This is a genomic window from Prauserella muralis (assembly GCF_003202285.1).
Taxonomy (GTDB): Bacteria; Actinomycetota; Actinomycetes; order Mycobacteriales; family Pseudonocardiaceae; genus Prauserella_B; species Prauserella_B muralis.
Genome location: NZ_MASW01000001.1, coordinates 1,750,246 through 1,772,904 on the forward strand (window position 1 = coordinate 1,750,246; position 22,659 = coordinate 1,772,904).

General features: G+C 68.5%; 15 protein-coding genes and 3 rRNA genes. 7 read left to right on the forward strand and 11 right to left on the reverse strand.

What is annotated here, in order from left to right:
- Positions 1 to 51: 51 nt before the first annotated feature.
- On the forward strand, positions 52 to 1,272 hold the full coding sequence (locus BAY60_RS09390; protein WP_112280345.1) for an MFS transporter: 1,221 nt from the start codon (positions 52 to 54) through the stop codon (positions 1,270 to 1,272).
- On the opposite strand, the gene BAY60_RS09395 is transcribed toward BAY60_RS09390, so the two are convergent.
- Positions 1,260 to 2,522: a primosomal protein gene (locus tag BAY60_RS09395; RefSeq protein ID WP_112280346.1), complete on the reverse strand. Its 1,263-nt coding sequence runs from the start codon at positions 2,520 to 2,522 to the stop codon at positions 1,260 to 1,262. The genes BAY60_RS09390 and BAY60_RS09395 overlap by 13 nt on opposite strands.
- Before the next feature lie 144 nt (positions 2,523 to 2,666).
- On the opposite strand from BAY60_RS09395, the gene BAY60_RS09400 reads away from it, so the two are divergent.
- Positions 2,667 to 5,186 (forward strand): DEAD/DEAH box helicase, encoded by a 2,520-nt coding sequence (locus BAY60_RS09400; RefSeq protein ID WP_112280347.1) that lies wholly within the window; start codon positions 2,667 to 2,669, stop codon positions 5,184 to 5,186.
- A 106-nt stretch (positions 5,187 to 5,292) separates the two neighbouring features.
- On the opposite strand, the gene BAY60_RS09405 is transcribed toward BAY60_RS09400, so the two are convergent.
- From BAY60_RS09405 to BAY60_RS09420, 4 genes are read right to left on the reverse strand one after another with little or no spacing between them, the layout of a single operon-like run.
- The gene (locus BAY60_RS09405) at positions 5,293 to 6,162 is read right to left on the reverse strand and encodes an aldehyde dehydrogenase family protein (RefSeq protein WP_112280348.1); all 870 of its coding nucleotides are present in this window, start codon (positions 6,160 to 6,162) and stop codon (positions 5,293 to 5,295) included.
- On the reverse strand, positions 6,155 to 7,588 hold the full coding sequence (locus tag BAY60_RS09410; RefSeq protein ID WP_112280349.1) for an aldehyde dehydrogenase family protein: 1,434 nt from the start codon (positions 7,586 to 7,588) through the stop codon (positions 6,155 to 6,157). Before BAY60_RS09410 ends, BAY60_RS09405 begins: the two co-directional genes overlap by 8 nt.
- 1 nt (position 7,589) lies before the next feature.
- A complete protein-coding gene (gene deoC / locus BAY60_RS09415; RefSeq protein ID WP_112280350.1) occupies positions 7,590 to 8,543 on the reverse strand; it encodes a deoxyribose-phosphate aldolase in 954 nt (317 codons plus the stop codon).
- Positions 8,544 to 8,572: 29 nt separating this feature from the next.
- Complete coding sequence (locus tag BAY60_RS09420) at positions 8,573 to 9,226, reverse strand: DUF1707 SHOCT-like domain-containing protein (RefSeq protein WP_112280351.1); 654 nt, start codon at positions 9,224 to 9,226, stop codon at positions 8,573 to 8,575.
- 87 nt (positions 9,227 to 9,313) lie between these two features.
- Between BAY60_RS09420 and upp the strand changes: the two genes are divergently transcribed.
- Positions 9,314 to 9,937, forward strand: a complete 624-nt coding sequence (upp, locus tag BAY60_RS09425; RefSeq protein WP_112280352.1) for a uracil phosphoribosyltransferase — start codon at positions 9,314 to 9,316, stop codon at positions 9,935 to 9,937.
- An 83-nt stretch (positions 9,938 to 10,020) separates the two neighbouring features.
- On the opposite strand, the gene BAY60_RS09430 is transcribed toward upp, so the two are convergent.
- Entirely contained in the window at positions 10,021 to 10,611 is a 591-nt protein-coding gene (locus BAY60_RS09430) for a TetR/AcrR family transcriptional regulator (protein WP_112280353.1), read from the reverse strand.
- Between the two features lie 101 nt (positions 10,612 to 10,712).
- Between BAY60_RS09430 and BAY60_RS09435 the strand changes: the two genes are divergently transcribed.
- From BAY60_RS09435 to rrf, 4 genes are all read left to right on the forward strand, one after another.
- Complete coding sequence (locus BAY60_RS09435; RefSeq protein WP_112280354.1) at positions 10,713 to 11,105, forward strand: MerR family transcriptional regulator; 393 nt, start codon at positions 10,713 to 10,715, stop codon at positions 11,103 to 11,105.
- 433 nt (positions 11,106 to 11,538) lie between these two features.
- Positions 11,539 to 13,064: ribosomal RNA gene (locus BAY60_RS09440) — 16S ribosomal RNA — on the forward strand.
- Between the two features lie 269 nt (positions 13,065 to 13,333).
- Positions 13,334 to 16,468, forward strand: a 23S ribosomal RNA gene (locus tag BAY60_RS09445).
- 73 nt (positions 16,469 to 16,541) lie between these two features.
- Positions 16,542 to 16,659 (forward strand): 5S ribosomal RNA (gene rrf, locus BAY60_RS09450).
- Together the 16S, 23S and 5S rRNA genes form the textbook arrangement of a ribosomal RNA operon.
- Positions 16,660 to 16,779: 120 nt before the next feature.
- Here the strand turns inward: rrf and hisS are convergent.
- From hisS to BAY60_RS09475, 5 genes are all read right to left on the reverse strand, one after another.
- Positions 16,780 to 18,051: a histidine--tRNA ligase gene (hisS, locus tag BAY60_RS09455; protein ID WP_112280355.1), complete on the reverse strand. Its 1,272-nt coding sequence runs from the start codon at positions 18,049 to 18,051 to the stop codon at positions 16,780 to 16,782.
- A 47-nt stretch (positions 18,052 to 18,098) separates the two neighbouring features.
- Complete coding sequence (locus tag BAY60_RS09460; protein ID WP_112280356.1) at positions 18,099 to 19,607, reverse strand: MFS transporter; 1,509 nt, start codon at positions 19,605 to 19,607, stop codon at positions 18,099 to 18,101.
- Entirely contained in the window at positions 19,604 to 20,284 is a 681-nt protein-coding gene (locus BAY60_RS09465; RefSeq protein WP_112280357.1) for an LppX_LprAFG lipoprotein, read from the reverse strand. Before BAY60_RS09465 ends, BAY60_RS09460 begins: the two co-directional genes overlap by 4 nt.
- A 40-nt stretch (positions 20,285 to 20,324) precedes the next feature.
- Positions 20,325 to 20,777, reverse strand: a complete 453-nt coding sequence (locus BAY60_RS09470) for a flavodoxin family protein (RefSeq protein WP_112280358.1) — start codon at positions 20,775 to 20,777, stop codon at positions 20,325 to 20,327.
- A 125-nt stretch (positions 20,778 to 20,902) separates the two neighbouring features.
- Positions 20,903 to 22,561, reverse strand: coding sequence for a phospho-sugar mutase (locus BAY60_RS09475; RefSeq protein ID WP_112280359.1), 1,659 nt, complete (start codon positions 22,559 to 22,561; stop codon positions 20,903 to 20,905).
- Positions 22,562 to 22,659 lie beyond the last annotated feature (98 nt).

A 22,659-nucleotide genomic window follows, 5' to 3' on the forward strand; every position in this document is an offset into this window, starting at 1 on the left:
GCGAAGTAAAGTTCACCATGTAAGAGTTGTCTCTCACATGGTGGGAACCGCATGGTGTGGGCCGAGCAGGGCGCGATCGGGCGCAGGCGGTGGGTGATCCTCGCGCTCGGGCACGGAGCGCAGACGGCCAGCTGTGCCTTCCTCTATGGCATCCCGTTCCTCGTTCCCTCGATGAGGGAGACGGAAAACCTCACATTGGGTGAAGCGGGGGCCGTGGTGGCTGCGCCGAGTATCGGCCTGCTGCTGACGCTCATCGCCTGGGGCGCGGCCGCCGACCGCTACGGCGAGCGGGTCGTCATGGCGGCGGGCCTCGGCGGCTCGGGTCTGCTGCTGGTGGCCGCCGCCACCGGCACCCATTCGCTCGGGACGCTGTTCGCCCTGTTCGTGGCGGCCGGTGCGGCCACGGCGTCCGTGAACGCCGCCAGCGGACGGGTGGTGATGGGCTGGTTCTCCGCCCGGGAGCGCGGCGTGGCTATGGGCATCCGGCAGACCGCCCAGCCGCTCGGGGTCGGCGTCGCCGCGCTGGCCCTGCCCCCGATCGCCGCCCACGGCGGGTTCCGGGTCGCACTGGCGTTTCCCGCCGCGCTCGCGCTGGTGGCCGCGGCGCTCGTGGCCTGGCTGGTCGTCGATCCGCCCCGCCCGCCGAAGCCTCAGGCTGGGCAGGCGAAGCCGCCGTCGCCGTACCGGGCCCCCACCCTGTGGCGGCTGCACGGCGCGAGTGCGCTGCTGGTGGTGCCGCAGTTCGCGGTGTCGGCGTTCGCGCCGGTGTATCTCGTCGCCGTGCACGGCTGGAGCGCGCTCGCCGCGGGCTGGTTCCTCGCCGTCGTCCAGGGGCTCGGCGCACTGGGCAGGCTCGCGTCCGGCTACTGGTCCGACCGCGTGGGCAGCAGGCTCGCGCCGATGCGCGTGCTGGCGGCGGCGAGCGCGGCCGTGATGCTGCTGGTGGCACTCGGCGACGCGACGTGGCCGTGGCTCGCGGTGCTGGCACTCGTGCTGGCCGCGGTGATCACCGTCAGCGACAACGGGCTCGGCTTCACCGCGTCGGCCGAACTCGCAGGCATCGCGTGGGCCGGGCGGGCGATGGGCACCCAGAACACGGCGCAGAACATGGCCGCGTCACTGACTCCGCCGCTGCTGGGCCTGGTGATCGGCGACTCGCGCTACGCGCTCGCCTTCTGCCTCACCGCCGTGTTCCCGGTGGCCGCCTGCTGGCTCACCCCGGTGGCCGCCGAACGCGGACACCGGGAAGGAGCCCCGGCTCAGGCCAGGTGAAGGCGGTCCTCGAAGGACTCCACGAGTGCGCGCCACGCCTTCTGCTCGGCGTCGAACGGCGGGCTCGGGGCCAGCCGCGTCGGGTCCGGCCGCAGCACGAACGACACCAGCCAGCCCAGGCTCTCCGAACTGGCCAGCGCGGCCGCGACGCTGTCGTCGCCCGCCCAGTCGGCGGCGTCGGTGAGCAGCTCCACCGCCAGTTCCAGCTGCGTCGGGTCGATCGCCTCGATGCCCTCGCCGATGTCGGCGTCCAGCCCGGCGAGGACGTAGATGTTGTCCGGGTCGACGTCGACCTCCAGCTCACCCGCCGTCGCCTTGGCCACAACCTCGTCCCAAGTGGACACCTCGGCGAGGTCGGTGCCGGACAGCTCCCGCCCGTCGGCCAGCTTGCGGGCCAGGGCCTTCTCGGACCCGAAGACCTCGATCGTGCCGTCGGAGCCGAGGAAGATCGGCTCGTCGTCCAGGTAGCAGCGCAGCGTGTAGTACTCGCGCCCGGCCGTGATGATCTTGATCGGGTCGATGCCGACCTCGGCCCAGAAGCCGACCGGCTCGTCGTCGGCCTCGTCGTCGCTCTCGCCCGAGTCGACCGTGTCCAGGTCCTCGTCGTCGCCCTCGGAGTCGACGCCGGCCTCGGCCTCGGCCGACTCCTCGTGGAAGGCGGCCAGCTCCTCGGCCGTCTCGTCGAGCGTGGCGGCGTCCACGGCGGGCACGGTGACCAGCTCGTCGATGGTGTCGAGCACGACGTCCCACTTGTCCGAGACCGTGCGCGACAGGTCGTTCCACAGCCGGGCGCCCTCGCGGCCGCTGAACGGCAGCTGGCCCTGGTCGAGCAGCGAGAAGCCCTCGCAGCTGTCGAGGACCTCGTGCACCTCGTCCAGCTCGCAGACGTCGGCGAGCGAGCGCACGATGCCGACGATCTCGGCCAGCTCGGACAGCGTCCACGAGTCCGGTTCCTCGGCGACCATCTCCGGCACGCCCACGAGGTCGTAGGAGTGGTCGTCGTCGGGGATCAGCTCGGGAACGTTGAGCTCCGGCACGGTCTCCCACGCGGGGTGGTCGATCAGATCGTGCTGCTCGGCGGTGCGGACGAAGGCGGCAAGGTGCGCGGCGTCCGGGAAGGCGTAGAGATCCTCCTCGTCGCCGAGGAAGGCCTCCCACTCCTCACCGTCCTCCCGCCACCGTGGCGCCCACAGGGTCACCAGATCGCCTTGTGGCAGCCCGAGCTCGATCGGGACGATATCCTGTGCCATTCCGCCCTCCGGAACACCTGTGCGCACGCCGGGCTGATTTGTTCTCATGGGACCCGGACGCGATACGCGAAGCCTACGGGTTCGGTGCGTGCGCCGCGATCACCCCTCGCCTCCCGCACCGGGGATGACACCATCTACGACACGATGACTGACGTGCTGACCGACCTGCTGCCCGCCGACGCCGATCCCGACGCGCTCTTCGAGGCCTTCTCCACCTGGACCTCCCAGCGTGGCCTCGACCTGTACCCCGCGCAAGAGGAGGCGCTGATCGAGGTGGTGTCGGGGGCCAACGTCATCCTGTCCACCCCGACCGGCTCCGGCAAGAGCCTCGTGGCCGTCGGCGCCCACTTCACGGCGCTGGCGCAGGGCAGGCGCAGCTTCTACACCGCGCCGATCAAGGCGCTGGTCTCCGAGAAGTTCTTCTCGCTGATCGACGTCTTCGGCGCCGACAACGTCGGCATGATGACCGGCGACTCCAGCGTCAACGCGGACGCGCCCATCATCTGCTGCACCGCCGAGATCCTGGCGAACCTGGCGCTGCGCTTCGGCGCCGACGCCGACGTGGGCCAGGTGGTGGCCGACGAGTTCCATTTCTACTCCGAGCCGGACCGCGGCTGGGCGTGGCAGGTGCCCCTGCTGGAGCTGCCCCGCGCGCAGTTCGTGCTGATGTCGGCCACGCTCGGCGACGTCTCGTTCTTCGAGAAGGACCTCACGCGCCGCACCGGCAGGCCGACCGCGGTGGTCACCTCGGCGGAGCGGCCGGTTCCGCTGACGTTTCGCTACGCGCTCACGCCGATGCACGAAACCGTGTCCGAGTTGTTGCACGGCGGGCAGGCCCCGGTCTACGTCGTGCACTTCTCCCAGGCGGCGGCCGTGGAACGCGCGCAGGCGCTGATGAGCATCAACGTCACCACCCGCGCGGAGAAGGACGCCATCGCCGAGGCGATCGGCGACTTCCGGTTCGCGGCGGGCTTCGGCAGGACCCTGTCCCGGCTCGTGCGGCACGGCATCGGCGTGCACCACGCGGGCATGCTGCCGAAGTACCGGCGCCTGGTGGAGCAGCTCGCGCAGGCGGGCCTGCTCAAGCTCATCTGCGGCACCGACACGCTCGGCGTGGGGATCAACGTGCCGATCCGCACGGTCGTGCTCTCGGCGCTGACGAAGTTCGACGGCGTGCGGCAGCGGCACCTCAAGGCGCGGGAGTTCCACCAGATCGCGGGCAGGGCAGGCCGCGCGGGCTACGACACCGACGGCTACGTGGTGGTGCAGGCGCCCGACCACGTCATCGAGAACGCCAAGGCGCTGGAGAAGGCGGGCGACGACCCGAAGAAGAAGCGCAAGATCGTGCGCAAGAAGGCGCCGGAGGGCTTCGTCAACTGGACCGAGAGCACGTTCGAGCGGCTGGTCGCCGCCGAGCCGGAGCCGCTGACGTCGAGCTTCCAGGTCAGCCACTCGATGCTGCTCAACGTCATCTCCCGGCCGGGCAACGCCTTCGAGCACATGCGCCACCTGCTGGAGGACAACCACGAGGACCGCCCCGCGCAGCGCAGGCACATCCTCCGGGCCATCGCGATCCACCGGGCGCTGCTCGCGGCCGGGGTGGTCGAGCAGCTGCCCGAGCCGGACGAGGAGGGCCGCGTCGTCCGGCTCACCGTGGACCTGCAGTTCGACTTCGCCCTCAACCAGCCGCTGTCGCCGCTGGCGCTGGCGGCCATCGAGCTGCTCGACCCCGAATCGCCCACCTACGCGCTGGACGTGGTGTCCATCGTGGAGTCCACGGTGGACAACCCGAAGCAGGTGCTCGCGCAGCAGCAGTTCAAGGCGCGCAACGAGGCCATCGCGGAGATGAAGGCCGAGGGCATCGAGTACGACGAGCGGATGGAGCTGCTCGAGGACGTCACCTACCCGAAGCCGCTGGAGGAGCTGCTGGAGGCGGCGTACTCGCGGTACCGGCAGGGCCACCCGTGGGTCGCCGACTACCAGCTGTCGCCGAAGTCCGTCGTGCGGGACATGTACGAGCGGGCGATGAACTTCGTGGAGTACGTCGGCCACTACGGCCTCGCCCGCTCGGAGGGCGTGCTGCTGCGCTACCTCGCCGACGCCTACGACGCGCTGCGGCGCACCGTGCCCGACGACGCCAAGACCGAGCCACTGCAGGACCTCATCGAGTGGCTGGGCGAGCTGGTGCGCCAGGTGGACTCCAGCCTGCTCGACGAGTGGGAGGCGCTGCGCCATCCCGAGGAGTTCGACGAGCGGCCGCACGGCGTCCCGGAGGGGCCGCCACCGGTCACCCGCAACGAGCGGGCCTTCCGGGTGCTCGTGCGCAACGAGCTGTTCCGTCGCGTGGAGCTCGCCGCGCGGGAGGACTACGAGGCGCTCGGCGAGCTCGACGCGGCCTCCGGCTGGGACGCCGAGGCGTGGGAGGACGCGCTGGAGGGCTACTTCGGCGAGTACGACGAGATCCGCACCGGCCCGGACGCGCGCGGCCCGGCGCTGCTGATGATCGACCAGCAGCCAGCCGTGTGGAAGGTGCGGCAGATCTTCGACGACCCCGAGGGCGACCGCGACTGGGGCATCAGCGCCGAGATCGACCTCGCCGCCTCCGACGAGACCGGCGCCGCCGTCGTCCGGGTCACCGATGTCGGCCCCGCCACCACTCGCTGACGCCCGCCCGAAGCTCCCCAATGCCACATTCGTAGCGTTGAACGCTACGAATGCCGCATTGGGGAAGTTGAGCGCCACCAATGCCGCATTGGGGAGCTTTTGACGGCTACACGCCCATCGGGTGCCAGACGGTCTTCGGCTCCAGGTACTGCCGCAGGCGGGCGATGTCCGGCTGCGCGGTCCAGTCCGGCTCCTCCTCGGGCACCGCGAGCACGCGCTTGACGGTGCCCGCCGCCTCCCGCGCCAGCTCCACCCTGCCCACCGGCCCGGCGCCGGTGGGGTCGATGGCGTTCACGTCGGCGTGTGAGGCCAGCCAGGGACCCAGCTCCGACGCCTTGCCGGTGAGCACGTTCACCACGCCCGCGGGCACGTCGGAGGTCGCCAGCACCTCGGACAGCGTGATCGCGGGCAGTGGGCGCTCCGCACTGCTCACCACCACGGCGGTGCAGCCGGTCGCCAGCACCGGCGCGAGCACGCTCACCAGCCCCAGCAGCGACGACCGCTGCGGCGCCAGCACACCGACGACGCCCGTCGGCTCCGGCACGGTGAACGAGAAGTACGGCCCCGCCACCGGGTTCGCCGCGCCCAGCACGGTGGCGACCTTGTCGGTCCAGCCCGCGTACCAGACCCAGCGGTCCACGGCGGCGTCCACAAGCGACTGAGCCTTCTTCGCAGGCAGGCCCTCGGACGCGGCCACTTCGGAGGCGAACTGCTCGCGCCTGCCCTCCAGCATCTCCGCGACGCGGTAGAGCACCTGCCCACGGTTGTAGGCGGTGGCGCCCGACCAGCCGCCGAACGCCTTGCGCGCGGCCACCACGGCGTCGCGCAGGTCCTTGCGCGAGGCGTGCGCGGCGTTGGCGAGGAACCGGCCCTTCGCGTCGGTCACCGGGTACGTCCGGCCCGACTCCGAGCGCGGGAACGCACCACCGAGGTAGAGCTTGTACGTCTTGGCGACGGTGACCCTGGCATCAGACATCGAGGTACGCCTCCAGACCGGTCCGGCCGCCCTCGCGCCCGAAACCCGACTCCTGGTAGCCGCCGAACGGCGCGGCGGGATCGAATCGGTTGAACGTGTTGGCCCACACCACACCCGCGCGCAGCTTGCTCGCCGCCCACAGGATGCGCGAACCCTTCTCCGTCCAGATCCCGGCGGAAAGGCCGTACGGCGTGTTGTTGGCCTTGGCCACCGCCTCGTCCGGCGTACGGAAGGTCAGCACCGACAGCACCGGCCCGAAGATCTCCTCCCGCGCGATGCGCATCGACTGCTCCACGCCGGAGAACACGGTCGGCGGGAAGAAGAAGCCACGCTCCGGCACCGGGCACGGGCTGGTCCACCGCTGCGCGCCCTCCGCGTCGCCCGTCTCGGCGAGGTCCCGGATCCTGGCCAGCTGCTCGGCGGAGTTGACGGCGCCGATGTCGGTGTTCTTGTCCAGCGGGTCGCCGAGGCGCAGCGTGGACACCCGGTGGCGCAGCTTCTCCAGCAGCTCGTCCACAACGGACTCCTGCGCCAGCAGCCGCGAGCCCGCGCAGCACACGTGGCCCTGGTTGTAGAAGATGCCGTTGACGATGCCCTCGACGGCCTGGTCCAGCGGGGCGTCGTCGAACACGACGTTGGCCGCCTTGCCGCCGAGCTCCAGCGTCAGCTTCTTCGGCGTTCCCGCCACGGCGCGCTGGATCTGCTTGCCCACCTCGGTGGAGCCGGTGAAGGCGACCTTGTCGACGCCGGGGTGGTCCACCAGTGCCGCACCGATGTCCCCGGCGCCGGGCACGATGTTCACCACGCCCGGCGGCAGGCCCGCCTGCTGGCAGATCTCGGCGAACACCAGCGCGGACAGCGGGGTGGTCTCGGCGGGCTTGAGCACCACCGTGTTGCCGGTGGCCAGCGCGGGCGCGATCTTCCACGCCAGCATCAGCAGCGGGAAGTTCCACGGGATCACCTGACCCGCCACGCCCAGCGGCTTCGGGTCCGGCCCGTAGCCGGCGTAGCCGAGCTTGTCGGCCCAGCCTGCGTGGTAGAAGAAGTGCGCCGCCGCCGTCGGCACGTCGGCGTCGCGCGACTCCTTGATCGGCTTGCCGTTGTCCAGCGTCTCCAGCACGGCCAGCTCGCGGCTGCGCTCCTGGATCAGCCTGGCGATCCGGAACAGGTACTTGGCGCGCTCGGCGCCCGGCATGGTGCGCCACGTGCGTTCGTAGGCGCGCCGGGCCGCCTTCACCGCAGTATCCACATCGGACACCGACGCGGTGCCGACCTCGGCCAGCACCTCCTCGGTGGCCGGGTTGATCGTCTTGAGCGGCTCACCGGAGCCGTCGACGAACTCGCCGCCGATGAACGGCCGGTAGCTCGGCCTGAGGTTCGCGATGTCCCGCGACTCGGGCGCGGGCGCGTACTCCCACGTGCTCATCTCAGTCCACCGCCAGATAGTCCGGGCCGCTGTAGTGGCCGTCCAGCTGGGTGCGGCGCTGCAGCAGCAGGTCGTTGAGCAGGCTGGAGGCGCCGAACCGGAACAGCGTGGGCGTCAGCCACTGCTCACCGGCCACCTCGTGCACGGCCACGAGATAGCGGATGGCGTCCTTGGTGGTACGGATGCCGCCGGCGGGCTTCACGCCCCGCAGCTCGCCCGTCGCCGTGTACCAGTCCCGCACGGCCTGCAGCATCACGTGCGTCACCGGCAGCGTCGCGGCGGGCGACACCTTGCCGGTGGAGGTCTTGATGAAGTCGCCGCCCGCCAGCAGGGCCAGCCACGAGGCGCGGCGCACGTTGTCGTAGGTGGCCAGCTCGCCGGTCTCCAGGATCACCTTGAGGTGGGCGTCGCCGCAGGCGGCCTTGACCGCCTGGATCTCCTCGAACACCTGGCCGTAGCGGCCTTCGAGGAAGGCGCCGCGGTCGATCACCATGTCCACCTCGGCGGCACCGGAGGTGACGGCCAGCCGCACGTCGGCGAGCTTCACCTCCCGGCTGGACCGCCCCGACGGGAAGGCCGTCGCCACGCTCGCCACCGCGATGCCCGTGCCGGCCAGCGCCTCGACCGCCGTGGCGGCGAGGTCCGGGTACACGCACACGGCGGCGACCGGCGGGGTGTCCGGGCGGTCGGGGTCGGGCCGCCGCGCCTTGGCGCACAGCGCGCGCACCTTGCCGTGGGTGTCGGCACCTTCGAGGGTGGTCAGGTCGACCATGGAGATGGCGGTGTCGATCGCCCAGAGCTTCGCGGCCTTCTTGATGCTGCGGGTGCCCAGCCCCGCGGCCCGCTGCTCGACGCCCACCTGGTCGACCCCGGGCAGGCCGTGCAGGAACCGGCGGAGGCTCGCGTCGTCGCGGGTAGCGTCGGCGAGCGCCACCGGCAAGGTAGCTGTTGCCATGCGGACGAGCGTAGCCGCCGGAGGCCGTCCTACTCGATCTGCTTGCGCCGTTCCGGGTCGGCGGGGACCCGCTTGACCTCCACGCCGCCCCAGAACGCGAGCCCGTTCACGCGGACCACCGGCGCGCCGGGAGGCGCCGAGTCGGCGGCACCCCGCTTGTCGGTGCTCTCGAAGGCGCCCATGATGCCGAGACCGGTGACCTCGACGACGATGTCGTCGGGGACGGTGATGTCGATGCCGCCCATGATCGCCACGGCGGTGATCGTGACGTGCTTCTCCGCGAAACGGGCGTTGCGCAGGTCGATCTCGACTCCGCCCCAGAAGGCGAAGCTGTTGTGCTGGGCGGGTACCACCCAGTTGCCCTTGCGGGTGACGCCGGACATGATCGCGACCGAGACTGCCGAACCGGGGGTGCCGCCGATTCGCTGGTCGGGCAGGTTCGTCCTCGCGGCGGGCGCCGACTGGGCGGCAGGCACCACGGACGCGCCGGGCAGGTCGGCGAGCACCGGCTCGAGCTCGCCGAGCGTCTTGGCCCCGTAGACGGTGCCCAGCCGCTCCTCGAGCTCGGCCATGGTGATCCGGCCCTCGCCCATGGCGTTGTGCAGCACCTGCGCCACCCGCTCGCGGTCGGCGTCGGATGCCCGCAGTTGCTTCGGGTCGGGCAGTCCCGGCTGTTCCGTCACGTCCACACCTTATCGACTCGGCGGCGCGAAGGGTGGCGGTTCCAGCGGGGCAGGCGTGCCGGAATCCGCGGGATATGGTGTCGCACCATGGACGTCCTCGTCGTCGATCATCCGCTGGCCAGAGCGCGGCTCTCGACCATGCGGGACGCGCGCACCGACAGCGCGGCCTTCCGCGCCGCGCTGCACGAGCTGACCGTCATGCTCATCTACGAGGCGACCCGGAACGCGCCGCTGGTGACCGAGCGCATCCACACGCCCGTCGCGCGCACCGACGGCTACCGGCTGGCCACCCCGCCGCTGCTGGTGCCGGTGCTGCGCGCGGGTCTGGGCATGGCCGACGAGGCGCACAAGCTCATCCCGGACGCGCAGATGGGCTTCGTCGGGCTGGCGCGCGACGAGCAGACGCTCAAGCCGACCCCCTACATGGAGTCGCTGCCGGAGACGCTGGCCGACCGCCCGGTGTTCGTGCTCGACCCGATGCTGGCCACGGGCGGGTCGATGGAGCACACCATCCGCCTGCTCACCGGCCGGGGCGCGACGGACGTCACCGCCATCTGCGCGCTGGCCGCCCCGGAGGGGCTCAAGCATCTGGAGGACGCCGGGTTGCCGATGCGCGTGGTCACCGCGAGCGTCGACGAGCGCCTCAACGACTCGGGCTTCATCGTCCCCGGCCTCGGCGACGCCGGCGACCGCCAGTACGGAGCCGTCTGAGCCCGCAACACCGGGAGCAAGGGACCTTTACTCTCGTTTCGCGGGAGTAAAGGTCCCTTGCTCCCGGGCGGGCGCGGGGCCGGTCACCGCCGCCAGCCGTCGACGGTGGCACGAAGGGACCGTTCGTACGTCTGGCAGAAGTTGATCTGCCTGGCGAGGCCGGTGTTGAGCTCCAGCGAGACGAGCCCGTGCACGCACGCCCAGCAGCCCACCGCGATCGTCTCGACGTCGACGTCGGCGAACACCCCGGCCTTGAGGCCCGCGCCGACCGCGTCCCACAGCGGCTCCAGCGCGCGCAGCGCGAGCCTGCTCGACTCGCCGTTCGGCTCGAACCCGGGCACGGCCCCGGTGAACATCACGGAGTAGAGGTGGCGGTCGGCGAGCGCCGCGTCCCGGTACGCCAGCCCGATGCGCACGACGTCCTCCGCGGGATCGTCGGTGCCGGCCACCTCGCGCAGCCGCGTGCCGAACCGCGTGAACCCCTCGACGTAGACCGCGTTGACGAGATCCGGCTTGCTGCCGAACAACGAGTACACCGCCGTCGTGGACGTCTCGGCGTCGGCGGCGAGACGGCGCAGGCTCAGGGCCTTGGCGCCCTCCTGCACGAGCAGTTCCCCCGCGCGGTCGAGCAGCCGCAGCCGCAAGGTCTCGTCGTGTGTCTTCGGACGTGGCATTCGATCACTGTAACCCGCTATGGGCACAGTGTTACGAAACCGGGTGGCCCCCGCTCGCGACAGTTGACCTGGAGCGCACTCCAGGTCGTACCGTCGCTCGCATGGGCTACTCGATAGCGGAGGCCGCTCGGACCAGCGGGCTGTCGATCGACACGTTGCGGTACTACGAGCGGATCAACCTGCTCGACCCGCCCGCACGTGACGCGGCGGGCAGGCGTTCCTACTCCGACGAGGACCTCGCCTGGCTGTCCTTCCTCACCCGGCTGCGCACCACCGGCATGCCGATCCGGCGCATGCGGGAGTACGCCTCGCTGCGCAGGCGCGGCATCGCCAGCGCCGGGCGGAGGAAGGCCATCCTCGTCGAGCAGCGCGCCGCCGTGGCGGACCGGATCGCCGAACTCCAGGCATGCCTGGAGGTTCTCGACTACAAGATCGCCAACTACGAGCATCTCGAGCAGAACATCCCCGCGGTGCAGCACGAGGCCTCGGCGTGACCGTGGCAGGCGGCGCACGGCCGGCCCCGGGTCACCTGTAGCCGCATCTGTTGTCTGGCCTGGGGTTTTGTGGTTGGGGGACCCCCGTTGTGTGGTGGGTTTTGGGGGTGTGTAGTCTTTTGTTCGTTGCCGGGGAGACCGGGCCGAGGCCGGGAGGTTGGGGTTCGGGTTACCAGGCAGGGGAATGCGAACCAGGCTCCCATGGTTGTGGTAGAGTGGGTGTTCCCCGTTCGGGGTGGTGTGCCTCCCTTTCAGTGAAGCCCGGTGGGTTTTGGTGTGGGGTGGTGTGCTGCCGCGGGTGGTAATAACTGCGTGTTGTTTGAGAACTCAACAGTGTGCTTGTGAGCTTGATAGTTTGGTAGCTTGTTTTTGTGACCCCTTTTTTTGTGGGTTTCTTTGAGGCTATTTTTGTAGCTGGGTCTTTCTCAAGTTATTGTTGGAGAGTTTGATCCTGGCTCAGGACGAACGCTGGCGGCGTGCTTAACACATGCAAGTCGAACGCTGAAGCCCTTTCGGGGGTGGATGAGTGGCGAACGGGTGAGTAACACGTGGGTAATCTGCCCTGTACTCTGGGATAAGCCTGGGAAACTGGGTCTAATACTGGATAGGACCGCGCTTCGCATGGGGTGTGGTGGAAAGCTTTTCGGAGCGGTATGGGATGGGCCCGCGGCCTATCAGCTTGTTGGTGGGGTGATGGCCTACCAAGGCGGTGACGGGTAGCCGGCCTGAGAGGGCGACCGGCCACACTGGGACTGAGACACGGCCCAGACTCCTACGGGAGGCAGCAGTGGGGAATATTGCACAATGGGCGCAAGCCTGATGCAGCGACGCCGCGTGAGGGATGACGGCCTTCGGGTTGTAAACCTCTTTCGCCAGGGACGAAGCGGAAGTGACGGTACCTGGAGAAGAAGCACCGGCTAACTACGTGCCAGCAGCCGCGGTAATACGTAGGGTGCGAGCGTTGTCCGGAATTATTGGGCGTAAAGAGCTCGTAGGCGGTGTGTCGCGTCTGCCGTGAAAACCTCAGGCTTAACTTGGGGCGTGCGGTGGATACGGGCATCACTTGAGTTCGGTAGGGGAGACTGGAATTCCTGGTGTAGCGGTGGAATGCGCAGATATCAGGAGGAACACCGGTGGCGAAGGCGGGTCTCTGGGCCGATACTGACGCTGAGGAGCGAAAGCGTGGGGAGCGAACAGGATTAGATACCCTGGTAGTCCACGCTGTAAACGTTGGGCGCTAGGTGTGGGGTGCTGTTCACGTGTCCCGTGCCGTAGCTAACGCATTAAGCGCCCCGCCTGGGGAGTACGGCCGCAAGGCTAAAACTCAAAGGAATTGACGGGGGCCCGCACAAGCGGCGGAGCATGTGGATTAATTCGATGCAACGCGAAGAACCTTACCTGGGCTTGACATGCGCCAGACATCCCTAGAGATAGGGCTTCCCTTGTGGTTGGTGTACAGGTGGTGCATGGCTGTCGTCAGCTCGTGTCGTGAGATGTTGGGTTAAGTCCCGCAACGAGCGCAACCCTTGTCCTATGTTGCCAGCGGGTTATGCCGGGGACTCGTGGGAGACTGCCGGGGTCAACTCGGAGGAAGGTGGGGATGACGTCAAGTCATCATGCCCCTTATGTCCAGGGCTTCACACATGCTACAATGGCTGGTACAGAGGGTGGCGATACCGTGAGGTGGAGCGAATCCCTTAAAGCTGGTCTCAGTTCGGATCGCAGTCTGCAACTCGACTGCGTGAAGTCGGAGTCGCTAGTAATCGCAGATCAGCAACGCTGCGGTGAATACGTTCCCGGGCCTTGTACACACCGCCCGTCACGTCACGAAAGTCGGTAACACCCGAAGCCCATGGCCCAACCCTTCGTGGGGGGGAGTGGTCGAAGGTGGGACTGGCGATTGGGACGAAGTCGTAACAAGGTAGCCGTACCGGAAGGTGCGGCTGGATCACCTCCTTTCTAAGGAGCACATCACATCCATCCTTGTCAGGTCCCTTGTGTTGGAGGGTTCTGTGTGGGGGTGGGGTGGCCACTGGATTCACCGGTTGTGTGGATGGTGGTTGCTCGAGGAATTTGTGAACCTACCAAGCTGTGTTGGTGTTTCTGTCCCTTGTGTGGGGGTGGGGGCGCTGGCTGGGCTGCAAGTACGCTGTTGGGTCCTGAGGCAGCACGTGGTGTTGTTTCGGTGTGGTGTTTGAGAATTGTAGAGTGGGTGCGAGCATCTTTGTGGTCAAGTTGTGTAGGGCACATGGTGGATGTCTGGGCATCAGGGGCCGATGAAGGACGTGGGAGGCTGCGATAAGCCTCGGGGAGCTGTCAACCGAGCTGTGATCCGAGGGTGTCCGAATGGGGTAACCCGGCACCCGTGATGGGGTGTCACCCGCGCCTGAATGTATAGGGCGTGTGGAGGGAACGCGGGGAAGTGAAACATCTCAGTACCCGTAGGAAGAGAAAACAAGTGTGATTCCGTGAGTAGTGGCGAGCGAAAGCGGAGGAGGCTAAACCGTGCGCATGTCAAGTTGTCAGGCGTTGTGTGTGCGGGGTTGTGGGACCTGTCGTCTAGGGGCTGACACTCCTAGCGTCTGCGCGCATGGCTAGTGGAACACGTTGGGATGCGTGGCCGGAGTGGGTGAGAGTCCCGTACGCGAAAGCTGTGTGGTGTGGGTGTGGCGGTGTTCCCGAGTAGCAGCGAGCTCGTGGAATTTGCTGTGAATCTGCCGGGACCACCCGGTAAGCCTAAATACTTCCTGGTGACCGATAGCGGACGAGTACCGTGAGGGAAAGATGAAAAGTACCCCGGGAGGGGAGTGAAAGAGTACCTGAAACCGTGTGCCTGCAAGCCGTCAGAGCGATTCCTTTGTGGGTTGTGATGGCGTGCCTTTTGAAGAATGAGCCTGCGAGTTCGTGCTGCGTGGCGAGGTTAACCCGTGTGGGGTAGCCGTAGCGAAAGCGAGTCTGAAGAGGGCGTGTAGTTGCGTGGTCGAGACCCGAAGCGGGGTGATCTACCCATGGCCAGGGTGAAGCGCCGGTAAGACGGTGTGGAGGCCCGAACCCACCAGGGTTGAAAACCTGGGGGATGAGTTGTGGGTAGGGGTGAAAGGCCAATCAAACTCCGTGATAGCTGGTTCTCCCCGAAATGCATTTAGGTGCAGCGTCGTGTGTTTCATCATGGGGGTAGAGCTACTGGGTGGCCTAGGGGCCTTACCGGGTTACCGAAGTCAACCAAACTCCGAATACTGTGATGTGAGAGCGCGGCAGTGAGACGGCGGGGGATAAGCTTCGTCGTCGAGAGGGAAACAGCCCAGAGCGCCAGCTAAGGCCCCTAAGTGTGTGCTCAGTGGGAAAGGATGTGGAGTCGCTGAGACAACCAGGAGGTTGGCTTAGAAGCAGCCATCCTTGAAAGAGTGCGTAATAGCTCACTGGTCAAGTGGTTCTGCGCCGACAATGTAGCGGGGCTTAAGCACACCGCCGAAGCTGTGTCATCCACACATTTCATCGGCTTCGACCTTTCGGGGTTGTTGTCTAGTGGTGTGGGTGGGTAGGGGAGCGTCCTGCATCCGGGGAAGCAGCGAGGGAACTTAGCTGTGGAGGGTGTGGGAGTGAGAATGCAGGCATGAGTAGCGAATGCAGAGTGAGAATCTCTGCCGCCGGATGACCAAGGGTTCCTGGGCCAGGTTGTTCCGCCCAGGGTAAGTCGGGACCTAAGGCGAGGCCGACAGGCGTAGTCGATGGACAACGGGTTGATATTCCCGTACCCGCGTGTGTGCGTCCCTGGCGAGGCAGGGGAGACTAACCACCCGAGCCGGTGTGGCTTCCTTCGGGAGGTCGTGCTTGGTGAGCGTGGGACCTGATCCTGTAGTAGTCAAGCGATGGGGTGACGCAGGAAGGTAGCCCCGCCAGTCAGTGGTGATACTGGTGTAAGCGTGTGGCCCGCCTGGTAGGTAAATCCGCCGGGCTGTCTTGGATGACGAGGGTGAGGCGTGATGCGTAGCCGTTGTGGTGAAGTAGGGTGATCCTCTGCTGCCGAGAAAAGCCTCTAGCGAGTGCATGTGTGGCCCGTACCCGAAACCGACACAGGTGGTCAGGTAGAGAATACCAAGGCGATCGGGTGAACTGTGGTTAAGGAACTCGGCAAATTGCCCCCGTAACTTCGGGAGAAGGGGGGCCAAAGCACCTGAAGCCCCGTTTGCGGGCTAGGGTGGGTTGGCCGCAGAGACCAGCGGAAAGCGACTGTTTACTAAAAACACAGGTCCATGCGAAGACGCAAGTCGAGGTATATGGACTGACGCCTGCCCGGTGCTGGAACGTTAAGAGGACCGGTTAACCCYTYCGGGGGTGAAGCTGAGAATTTAAGCGCCAGTAAACGGCGGTGGTAACTATAACCATCCTAAGGTAGCGAAATTCCTTGTCGGGTAAGTTCCGACCTGCACGAATGGCGTAACGACTTTCCGGCTGTCTCAACCACAGGCCCGGCGAAATTGCACTACGAGTAAAGATGCTCGTTTCGCGCGGCAGGACGGAAAGACCCCGGGACCTTTACTATAGCTTGGTATTGGTTTTCGGTTCGGCTTGTGTAGGATAGGTGGGAGACTGTGAAGCTGGCACGCTAGTGTTGGTGGAGTCGTTGTTGAAATACCACTCTGGTCGGATGGGGAATCTAACCTCGGACCGTGATCCGGTTCAGGGACAGTGCCTGGTGGGTAGTTTAACTGGGGCGGTTGCCTCCCAAAGGGTAACGGAGGCGCCCAAAGGTTCCCTCAGCCTGGTTGGCAATCAGGTGTTGAGTGTAAGTGCACAAGGGAGCTTGACTGTGAGACTGACGGGTCGAGCAGGTGCGAAAGCAGGGACTAGTGATCCGGCACCTCCTGGTGGAAGGGGTGTCGCTCAACGGATAAAAGGTACCCCGGGGATAACAGGCTGATCTTGCCCAAGAGTCCATATCGACGGCATGGTTTGGCACCTCGATGTCGGCTCGTCGCATCCTGGGGCTGGAGTAGGTCCCAAGGGTTGGGCTGTTCGCCCATTAAAGCGGCACGCGAGCTGGGTTTAGAACGTCGTGAGACAGTTCGGTCCCTATCCGCCGCGCGCGTAGGAGACTTGCGGAAGGCTGTCCCTAGTACGAGAGGACCGGGACGGACGAACCTCTGGTATGCCAGTTGTCCCGCCAGGGGCATGGCTGGTTGGCTACGTTCGGAAGGGATAACCGCTGAAGGCATCTAAGCGGGAAGCCTGTTCCTAGATGAGGTCTCCCACCCTATGTGGGGTAAGGCCCCCAGCAGACCACTGGGTTGATAGGCCAGACATGGACGCGCAGTAATGCGTTTTCGAGTGGACTGGTACTAATAGGCCGAGGACTTGCCCACAAAGATGCTACGCACCCACTCTACGATCCTGAAACACCACCACGAAACACCCCGCGTGGCTGTTTCACAGTGTTTCGGTGGTGATAGCGGTGAGGGAAACGCCCGGTCCCATTCCGAACCCGGAAGCTAAGCCCACCAGCGCCGATGGTACTGCACCCGCAGGGGTGTGGGAGAGTAGGACACCGCCGAACTCAACTTGAAGAAGGGCGGTATCCCGAGAAATCGGGATCCCGCCTTTTTTCGTGTCCACGGTGCAATAAAAGAAAAGGGGTGCGCAGCCGTGCCGCCGCGCACCCCTTCGTCGGTTGCCGTCAGTTCTCGCCGCGCAGGGGGCGTTCCTCCAGGCCGTCCTGGTCCGCGCGCAGGTGCACGAACGCGGTGAACCCCGCGGCCTCCAGGCGCTTCAGCTGTGCCGCGAACTTGCCACTCCGGCGGACCGGCGCCACGGCCCGGCCACCATCGCGCAGTTCACGAGCCGTGGTCAGCACCGTCGGCGTCGGGACGTCGCCGTCGTACAGCACCGCGAGCCGCTCGCTCGTCCTCGGCTCCGACAACAGGTCGACGATCCGCTCGAAGCCGATCGAGAAGCCGCACGCGGGCACATCCGTGCCGAGCGAACGGCCAACCAGGTTGTCGTAGCGCCCGCCGCCGGCCACCGAACCGGCCGCACCCGGCGCCGTCACCTCGAAGATGTGGCCGGTGTAGTAGCCCATGCCCCGCACCAGCGTCGGGTCGAACTCCCACCGGATCCCGTGTACGGCGCCGATCTCGTTCAGGCACGACCCCGTGGTCCCGATGTCGGCGACGACGTCCTCGGCCAGACTCGGCAGCGCCTCGCCCAGCACGTCGGTGACCTTGTCGCCCGGCACCTGGCCGAGCGCCTCGATCCGTTCCCTCGCGGCCGAGACCACGCCGGACTCGAACCCACGGCGGCCCAGCTCCTCGGCGACCCCGTCCCAGCCGATCTTGTCCAGCTTGTCGAGGGTGATGAAGAAGCCGTCCTGCGCCTCGGCAGGCACCCCGGCTTCCGTGGCCAGCGTGGCCAGGAACCGCCGATCGGAGATCCGGACCGTGGTGTCGGTGAGGCCCACCCGGTTCAGCGCGTGCGTGGTGGCCTCGATCAGCTCGGCCTCGGCCAGCATGCTCGGCTCACCGATCATGTCGATGTCGCATTGGTAGAACTGCCGGTAGCGGCCCTTCTGTGGCCGCTCGGCACGCCACACCGGCCCGAACTGGAACGAGCGGAACGGCGTCGGCAACTCCGCCCGGTGCTGGCCGTAGAAGCGGGCGAGGGGAACCGTCAGGTCGTAGCGCAGGCCCAGGTCCACCAGCTCGGCGAGCTCGGTACCGGCCTCCACGCGGTCCGGGAGACCGCGGCGCAGCACCTGGAAGATCATCTTCTCGTTCTCGCCGCCCTGCCCGCCGGACAGCCGCTCGATGCGCTCCAGCGCGGGCGTCTCGATGCGCTGGTAGCCGTAGCGGCCGTACACCTCGGTGATCGTCGACAGCACATGGTCGCGCACCGCCACCGCAGCCGGAAGCAGGTCACGGGTTCCCCTTGCGGGGCTGTTGTCGATCTTCACCAGGGTTTCCTCAGGTCAGGAGTACGGACAGGGAGTACCCGTCGAGTCTATCGAGCGGGTCGCGGGCCGATGAGCAGGGCGAGGGCGGCGCCGGCGGCGCACACGCCCGCCGTGATCGCGAAGATCTCCGTGTACTGCGTGAGCAGTGCCTCCCGCACGGCGCCGACGTAGGCGTCGAGGGCCGCCTCGTACTCCGCCTCCGACGGGAACAGCACCCGGATCGGCACGTCGAGCGCGGCCGTCATGCTGTGGAACCGGTGCAGCCCCCACGCCGACAGCGCCGCGATGCCCACGAGCATCCCCGTCATCCGTGCCACGACCACCCCGGCGGAGGCGACGCCGTGCTGGGCAGGAGGGACCACCCGGAGCGCGGCCGCCGACAGCGGTGCGATCACCAGCCCCAGGCCGAGGCCCACCACCGCCAGGTCGGTGTCCAACCGTGGCAGCGTCAGCGGGCCCAGCTCGTGCGGCCGTGCCAGCACGTCGGCGGGCCAGGCCGACATCAGGACGAACCCGGCCGCGGCCACGAGCATCCCGGCCACCGCCACCCAGCGCTCGCCCACGCGGGACGCGAGGAACCCACCGAGCACGGCACCCACCGGCAGCGCGACGAGGAAGCGCAGCAGCAACAGCACCCCGCCCCGGTCGTCGCGGCCGAGCAGCGTCTGTGCGAACAGGTCGACGTCGACGAGGGTCACCATCAACCCGGCACCCGCGGCGAGGCTGGTGCCGAGCGCGGCGAGGAACGGCCGCATCCGCACGTGTGCCGGGTCAAGCAGGCGCGTCCTGGCCCGCGATTCCCACACCACGAACGCCACCAGCGCGACGCCGGCACCGACGAGCAGCGGAAGTCCCCAGGACGGCAGGACCTGAGCGCGCGGGTCCGGGTTGTACAGCCCCGCGACGAGCAGCCCCAGCGCCACGGCGAGCAGGCCACCACCCGCGAGATCCACCCTGGCGCGCTCGGCGGGCCTGCCGCCCGGCACGGAGACGGCCACGGCGGCCATCGCCAGCAGCGCCAGCGGCACGTTGACCCAGAACACGCTGCGCCAGCCGGCGAGCGCGGCCAGCGCGATGCCGTACAGCGGGCCCAGCACGCTGCCGAGCTCCTGCGCTCCGCCGAGCCCGCCCAGCACGGTGGCCCGCCGCCGCTGCGACCACAGGTCGGCGGCCAGGGCCATCGTCACCGGCAACAGCGCGCCACCCGCGATGCCGAGCAGCACCCGGCCCGCCACCAGCAGCGGCACCGTGCCCGCCGTGGCGGTCAGCACCGAGCCCGCGACGAACCCGGCCAGACACGCCTGAAGCAGCGCCTTCCGGCCGAACCGGTCGGAGGCCTGGCCGAGCAGCGGCATCGCGGCCACGTAGCCGAGCAGGTAGCCGGTGACCACCGGCGTGATGCGTTCCAGCCGGTTCACCGGGATCTGCAGGTCCTCGATGATCTGGCGCAGCAGCCCGACGACGACATAGGTGTCGAGTGCGCCGAGCAGGACGGCCAGCCCGCCCGCGCCGATCGCGAGCGAGCGGCCGGTCCGGGTGACCGCGAGGCCGGTCACGCGGGCGGGGTCACGGTGACGGGCTTGTCCACATCGGACAGCATCACCTCGGCGGTGGCGCCGTCGGCGAACGCGGCTGTGGCCTTCACCGGCAGGTGCCTGCCGTCGGCGCGCAGCCAGTAGGTCATGTCCGCTCCCGACGGCACGCCGGGCAGCAGGCTCGCCAGCACGTCCTTGCCCACGGCGCCGGTCACTTTGTACGTCCGGGTGCCGCCGACGTCCTCGGCGGCCTCGGTGGTGGGATTCCGGGTGCTGGACAGCAGTTTCGCGACGCCGCGCTCGGGATCGAGCACCGCTGCCGGGTCGTACAGCGACGAGCTCAGCGCCGCCGGGATCCGCTGGTAGCCACCGGTCGGTCCCTTGAGGTAGAGGGTGTCGCCGGTGAGCACGAACTCGACCTCCACCAGCTGGCCCGCCTGCGTGAGCGTTCCGGACCCCTTCGCCTCGCCGTCCTTGGTGAGGTCGCCGTCGAGGCTCTGCACGGCCAGGCCGGGGATCGTGCCGTCGACGCGCAGGGTGAAGTGGGTGCTGCCGATCTCCGCCGTGGCGGTGGCGGCCTCCTTCAGCAGGGCGGAGCCGTCGGGCAGCGAGCCCTGCGGCGTCTCGTCGGACGTGCAGCCCGCGGCGAGCGTGGCCGCGAGCGCGAGCGCCCCCACCAGGATTCGGCGAATGACCATGCGCGCATCGTAGAGCCACCGGCCCGGCAGCGTGGTGGCTCTACGGCATCAGTCCGGCCGCGATCGTGGCGCCGAGTTCCCAGCAGGCCGCGAGGTCGTCCTTGGCAGGCTCGCCCTGGACGACGACGGGTTCGGCGGCCTGCGTCCAGCCGAGGCCCGTGGTGATGGCGTCGATGGCCCGCTGCGCGCCCTCGGTGCCCTGGTTGCCGTGCAGGTAGTAGCCGAACGGCCGGTTCCGGGTCGTGTCCAGACACGGGTAGTAGACGGTGTCGAAGAAGTGCTTGAGCGCGCCCGACATGTAGCCGAGGTTCGCCGGGGTGCCGAGCAGGTACCCGTCGGCGTCGAGAACGTCGGAGGCGGTGGTGGCCAGCGCAGGCCTGCGCACCACGTCGACGCCGGTGATCTCCCTGTCGGTGGCGCCGGCGACGACGGCCTCGAACATCGCCTGCAGGTGCGGCGACGGCGTGTGATGCACGATGAGCAGCGTGGACACAGTCCGTCAGGGTGCCCGCCGTGCCTGCCCGGCGCAACCAGAGCCCCCGCCGAGCCGGGAGCAAGGGAGGTTTACTCCCACGAAACGAGAGTAAATGTCCCTTGCTCCCATCCTGGGTGGGCGGGTCAGGGGGTGAGCAGGCGGTCGACGTCGGTGGCGAGGGCTTGCAGGCGGTCACCGGCGGCGGCGTCGGCCTCGGCGAGGCGTTCGCGGGGCGGGGCGGGTGCCGTCACCTCCAGGTAGGCCTTGAGGGTCGGCTCCGTGCCGGACGGGCGCAGCGCCACCCGCACGCCCTCGCCGCGCAGCAGCAGCACGTCGGCATCCGGCAACAGGTCCTCGGCCGTCAGCTCCACCCCGCCGAGCGACGCGGGCGGCTCCGCCCGCACCCTGGCCATCAGCGCGGCCCGCTCGCGCGGATCGGCCATCCGGATCGTCACCTGGCCCGTCCGGTGCAGCCCGTGCCGCACCGTGAGGTCGTCGTAGGCGTCGAACAGGGTGCGGCCCCGCGCCTTGAGGGTGGCCGCCAGGTCGCACGCCAGCACCGCCGCCGCGATGCCGTCCTTGTCCCGGACGGAGCCGGGGTCCACGCACAGGCCCAGCGCCTCCTCGTAGGCGAACACCAGGCCGTCGCCGGCACGCGCCAGCCACTTGAAGCCGGTGAGCGTCTCGGCGTAGCGCGCGCCGCGGGCGGCGGCGACCCGCCGCAGCATCGACGACGACACCACCGTGGTGGCCACCAGCGGATCCGGAACGTCCGCTGTGGACAGTACGTGATCGCCGAGCACAACGCCTGCCTGGTCGCCGGTCAGCGGGCGCCAGGAGCCGTCCCGGCTGCGCGTGCCCACCTGGCACCGGTCGGCGTCCGGGTCGAGGGCGACGACGAGGTCGGCGTCCACCTCGGCGGCCAGCGCGTATAGCAGGTCGGTGGCGCCCGGCACCTCCGGGTTCGGAAACGAGACGGTCGGGAAGGTGGCATCAGGCTGCGACTGCTCGGCGACCAGGTGCACGTCGGTGAACCCGGCTCCCTGCAGTGCCCTGCGCAGCACCTCGGCCCCGACGCCGTGCAGCGCCGTCGCCGCCACCCGCAGCGTGCGCTCGCCGCCCCGGGGCAGGGCATGCACCCGCGCCAGATAGGCCTCCAGCACGTCGTCGCCCAGCACGGCCACTCCGGCGGTGTCGCGTGGCACCGACACCGCCGCGGGCGCCGAGGCGATCGCCGCCTCGATCTGCCGGTCGGCGGGAGGCACGATCTGCGCGCCGGTGCCGTCGTAGAGCTTGTAGCCGTTGTCGGCGGGCGGGTTGTGCGAGGCCGTGATCTGGATGCCCGCCACCGCACCGAGCTGCCGCACCGCGAACGCGAGCACGGGGGTCGGCAGCGGCGCGGGCAGCGTCCGCACGGCGAACCCGGCGGCGGCCAGCACCTCGGCTGCCGCGGCGGCGAAGGTCTCCGAGCCGCGCCGCGCGTCGCGGCCGATCACGACGATGCCGCCCGCGGCATCCTGGCTCGCCAGCCACGACGCCACCGCGGCAGTGGTCCGGACCACCACGGCGGTGTTCATGCCGTTCGGCCCGGCCCGCACCGGCCCGCGCAGCCCCGCCGTACCGAAGGTCAGTGGGCCCGCCATCCGGTCCTCGAGGTCGGCCACGGCGGTGGCGTCACCTCCCATGGCGCGGGCGAGCACGTCCTGCAGTTCCGCGCGGGACCGCGGGTCGGCGTCGTCGGCGATCCAGCGGAACGTCGTGTCGCGCAGCGCCGCGGTGAGCCTGCCGGTCGGTTCGGTCACCGGCCAATGTTGTCAACCACCGGCGATCCCGCTACCGTCACCCCCGCCCGGCCCGCCGCCGCCCAAACGGACGCGCTTCGCGCGGCTGAATACTTCAT

Bases quoted from the DNA above. Each gene is read 5' to 3' on its own strand.
- BAY60_RS09390 (WP_112280345.1), top strand. From the start codon at position 52: ATGGTGTGGGCCGAGCAGGGCGCGATCGGGCGCAGGCGGTGGGTGATC.
- BAY60_RS09395 (WP_112280346.1), bottom strand. From the start codon at position 2,522: ATGGCACAGGATATCGTCCCGATCGAGCTCGGGCTGCCACAAGGCGAT.
- BAY60_RS09400 (WP_112280347.1), top strand. From the start codon at position 2,667: ATGACTGACGTGCTGACCGACCTGCTGCCCGCCGACGCCGATCCCGAC.
- BAY60_RS09405 (WP_112280348.1), bottom strand. From the start codon at position 6,162: ATGTCTGATGCCAGGGTCACCGTCGCCAAGACGTACAAGCTCTACCTC.
- BAY60_RS09410 (WP_112280349.1), bottom strand. From the start codon at position 7,588: ATGAGCACGTGGGAGTACGCGCCCGCGCCCGAGTCGCGGGACATCGCG.
- deoC (WP_112280350.1), bottom strand. From the start codon at position 8,543: ATGGCAACAGCTACCTTGCCGGTGGCGCTCGCCGACGCTACCCGCGAC.
- upp (WP_112280352.1), top strand. From the start codon at position 9,314: ATGGACGTCCTCGTCGTCGATCATCCGCTGGCCAGAGCGCGGCTCTCG.
- BAY60_RS09430 (WP_112280353.1), bottom strand. From the start codon at position 10,611: ATGCCACGTCCGAAGACACACGACGAGACCTTGCGGCTGCGGCTGCTC.
- BAY60_RS09435 (WP_112280354.1), top strand. From the start codon at position 10,713: ATGGGCTACTCGATAGCGGAGGCCGCTCGGACCAGCGGGCTGTCGATC.
- BAY60_RS09465 (WP_112280357.1), bottom strand. From the start codon at position 20,284: ATGGTCATTCGCCGAATCCTGGTGGGGGCGCTCGCGCTCGCGGCCACG.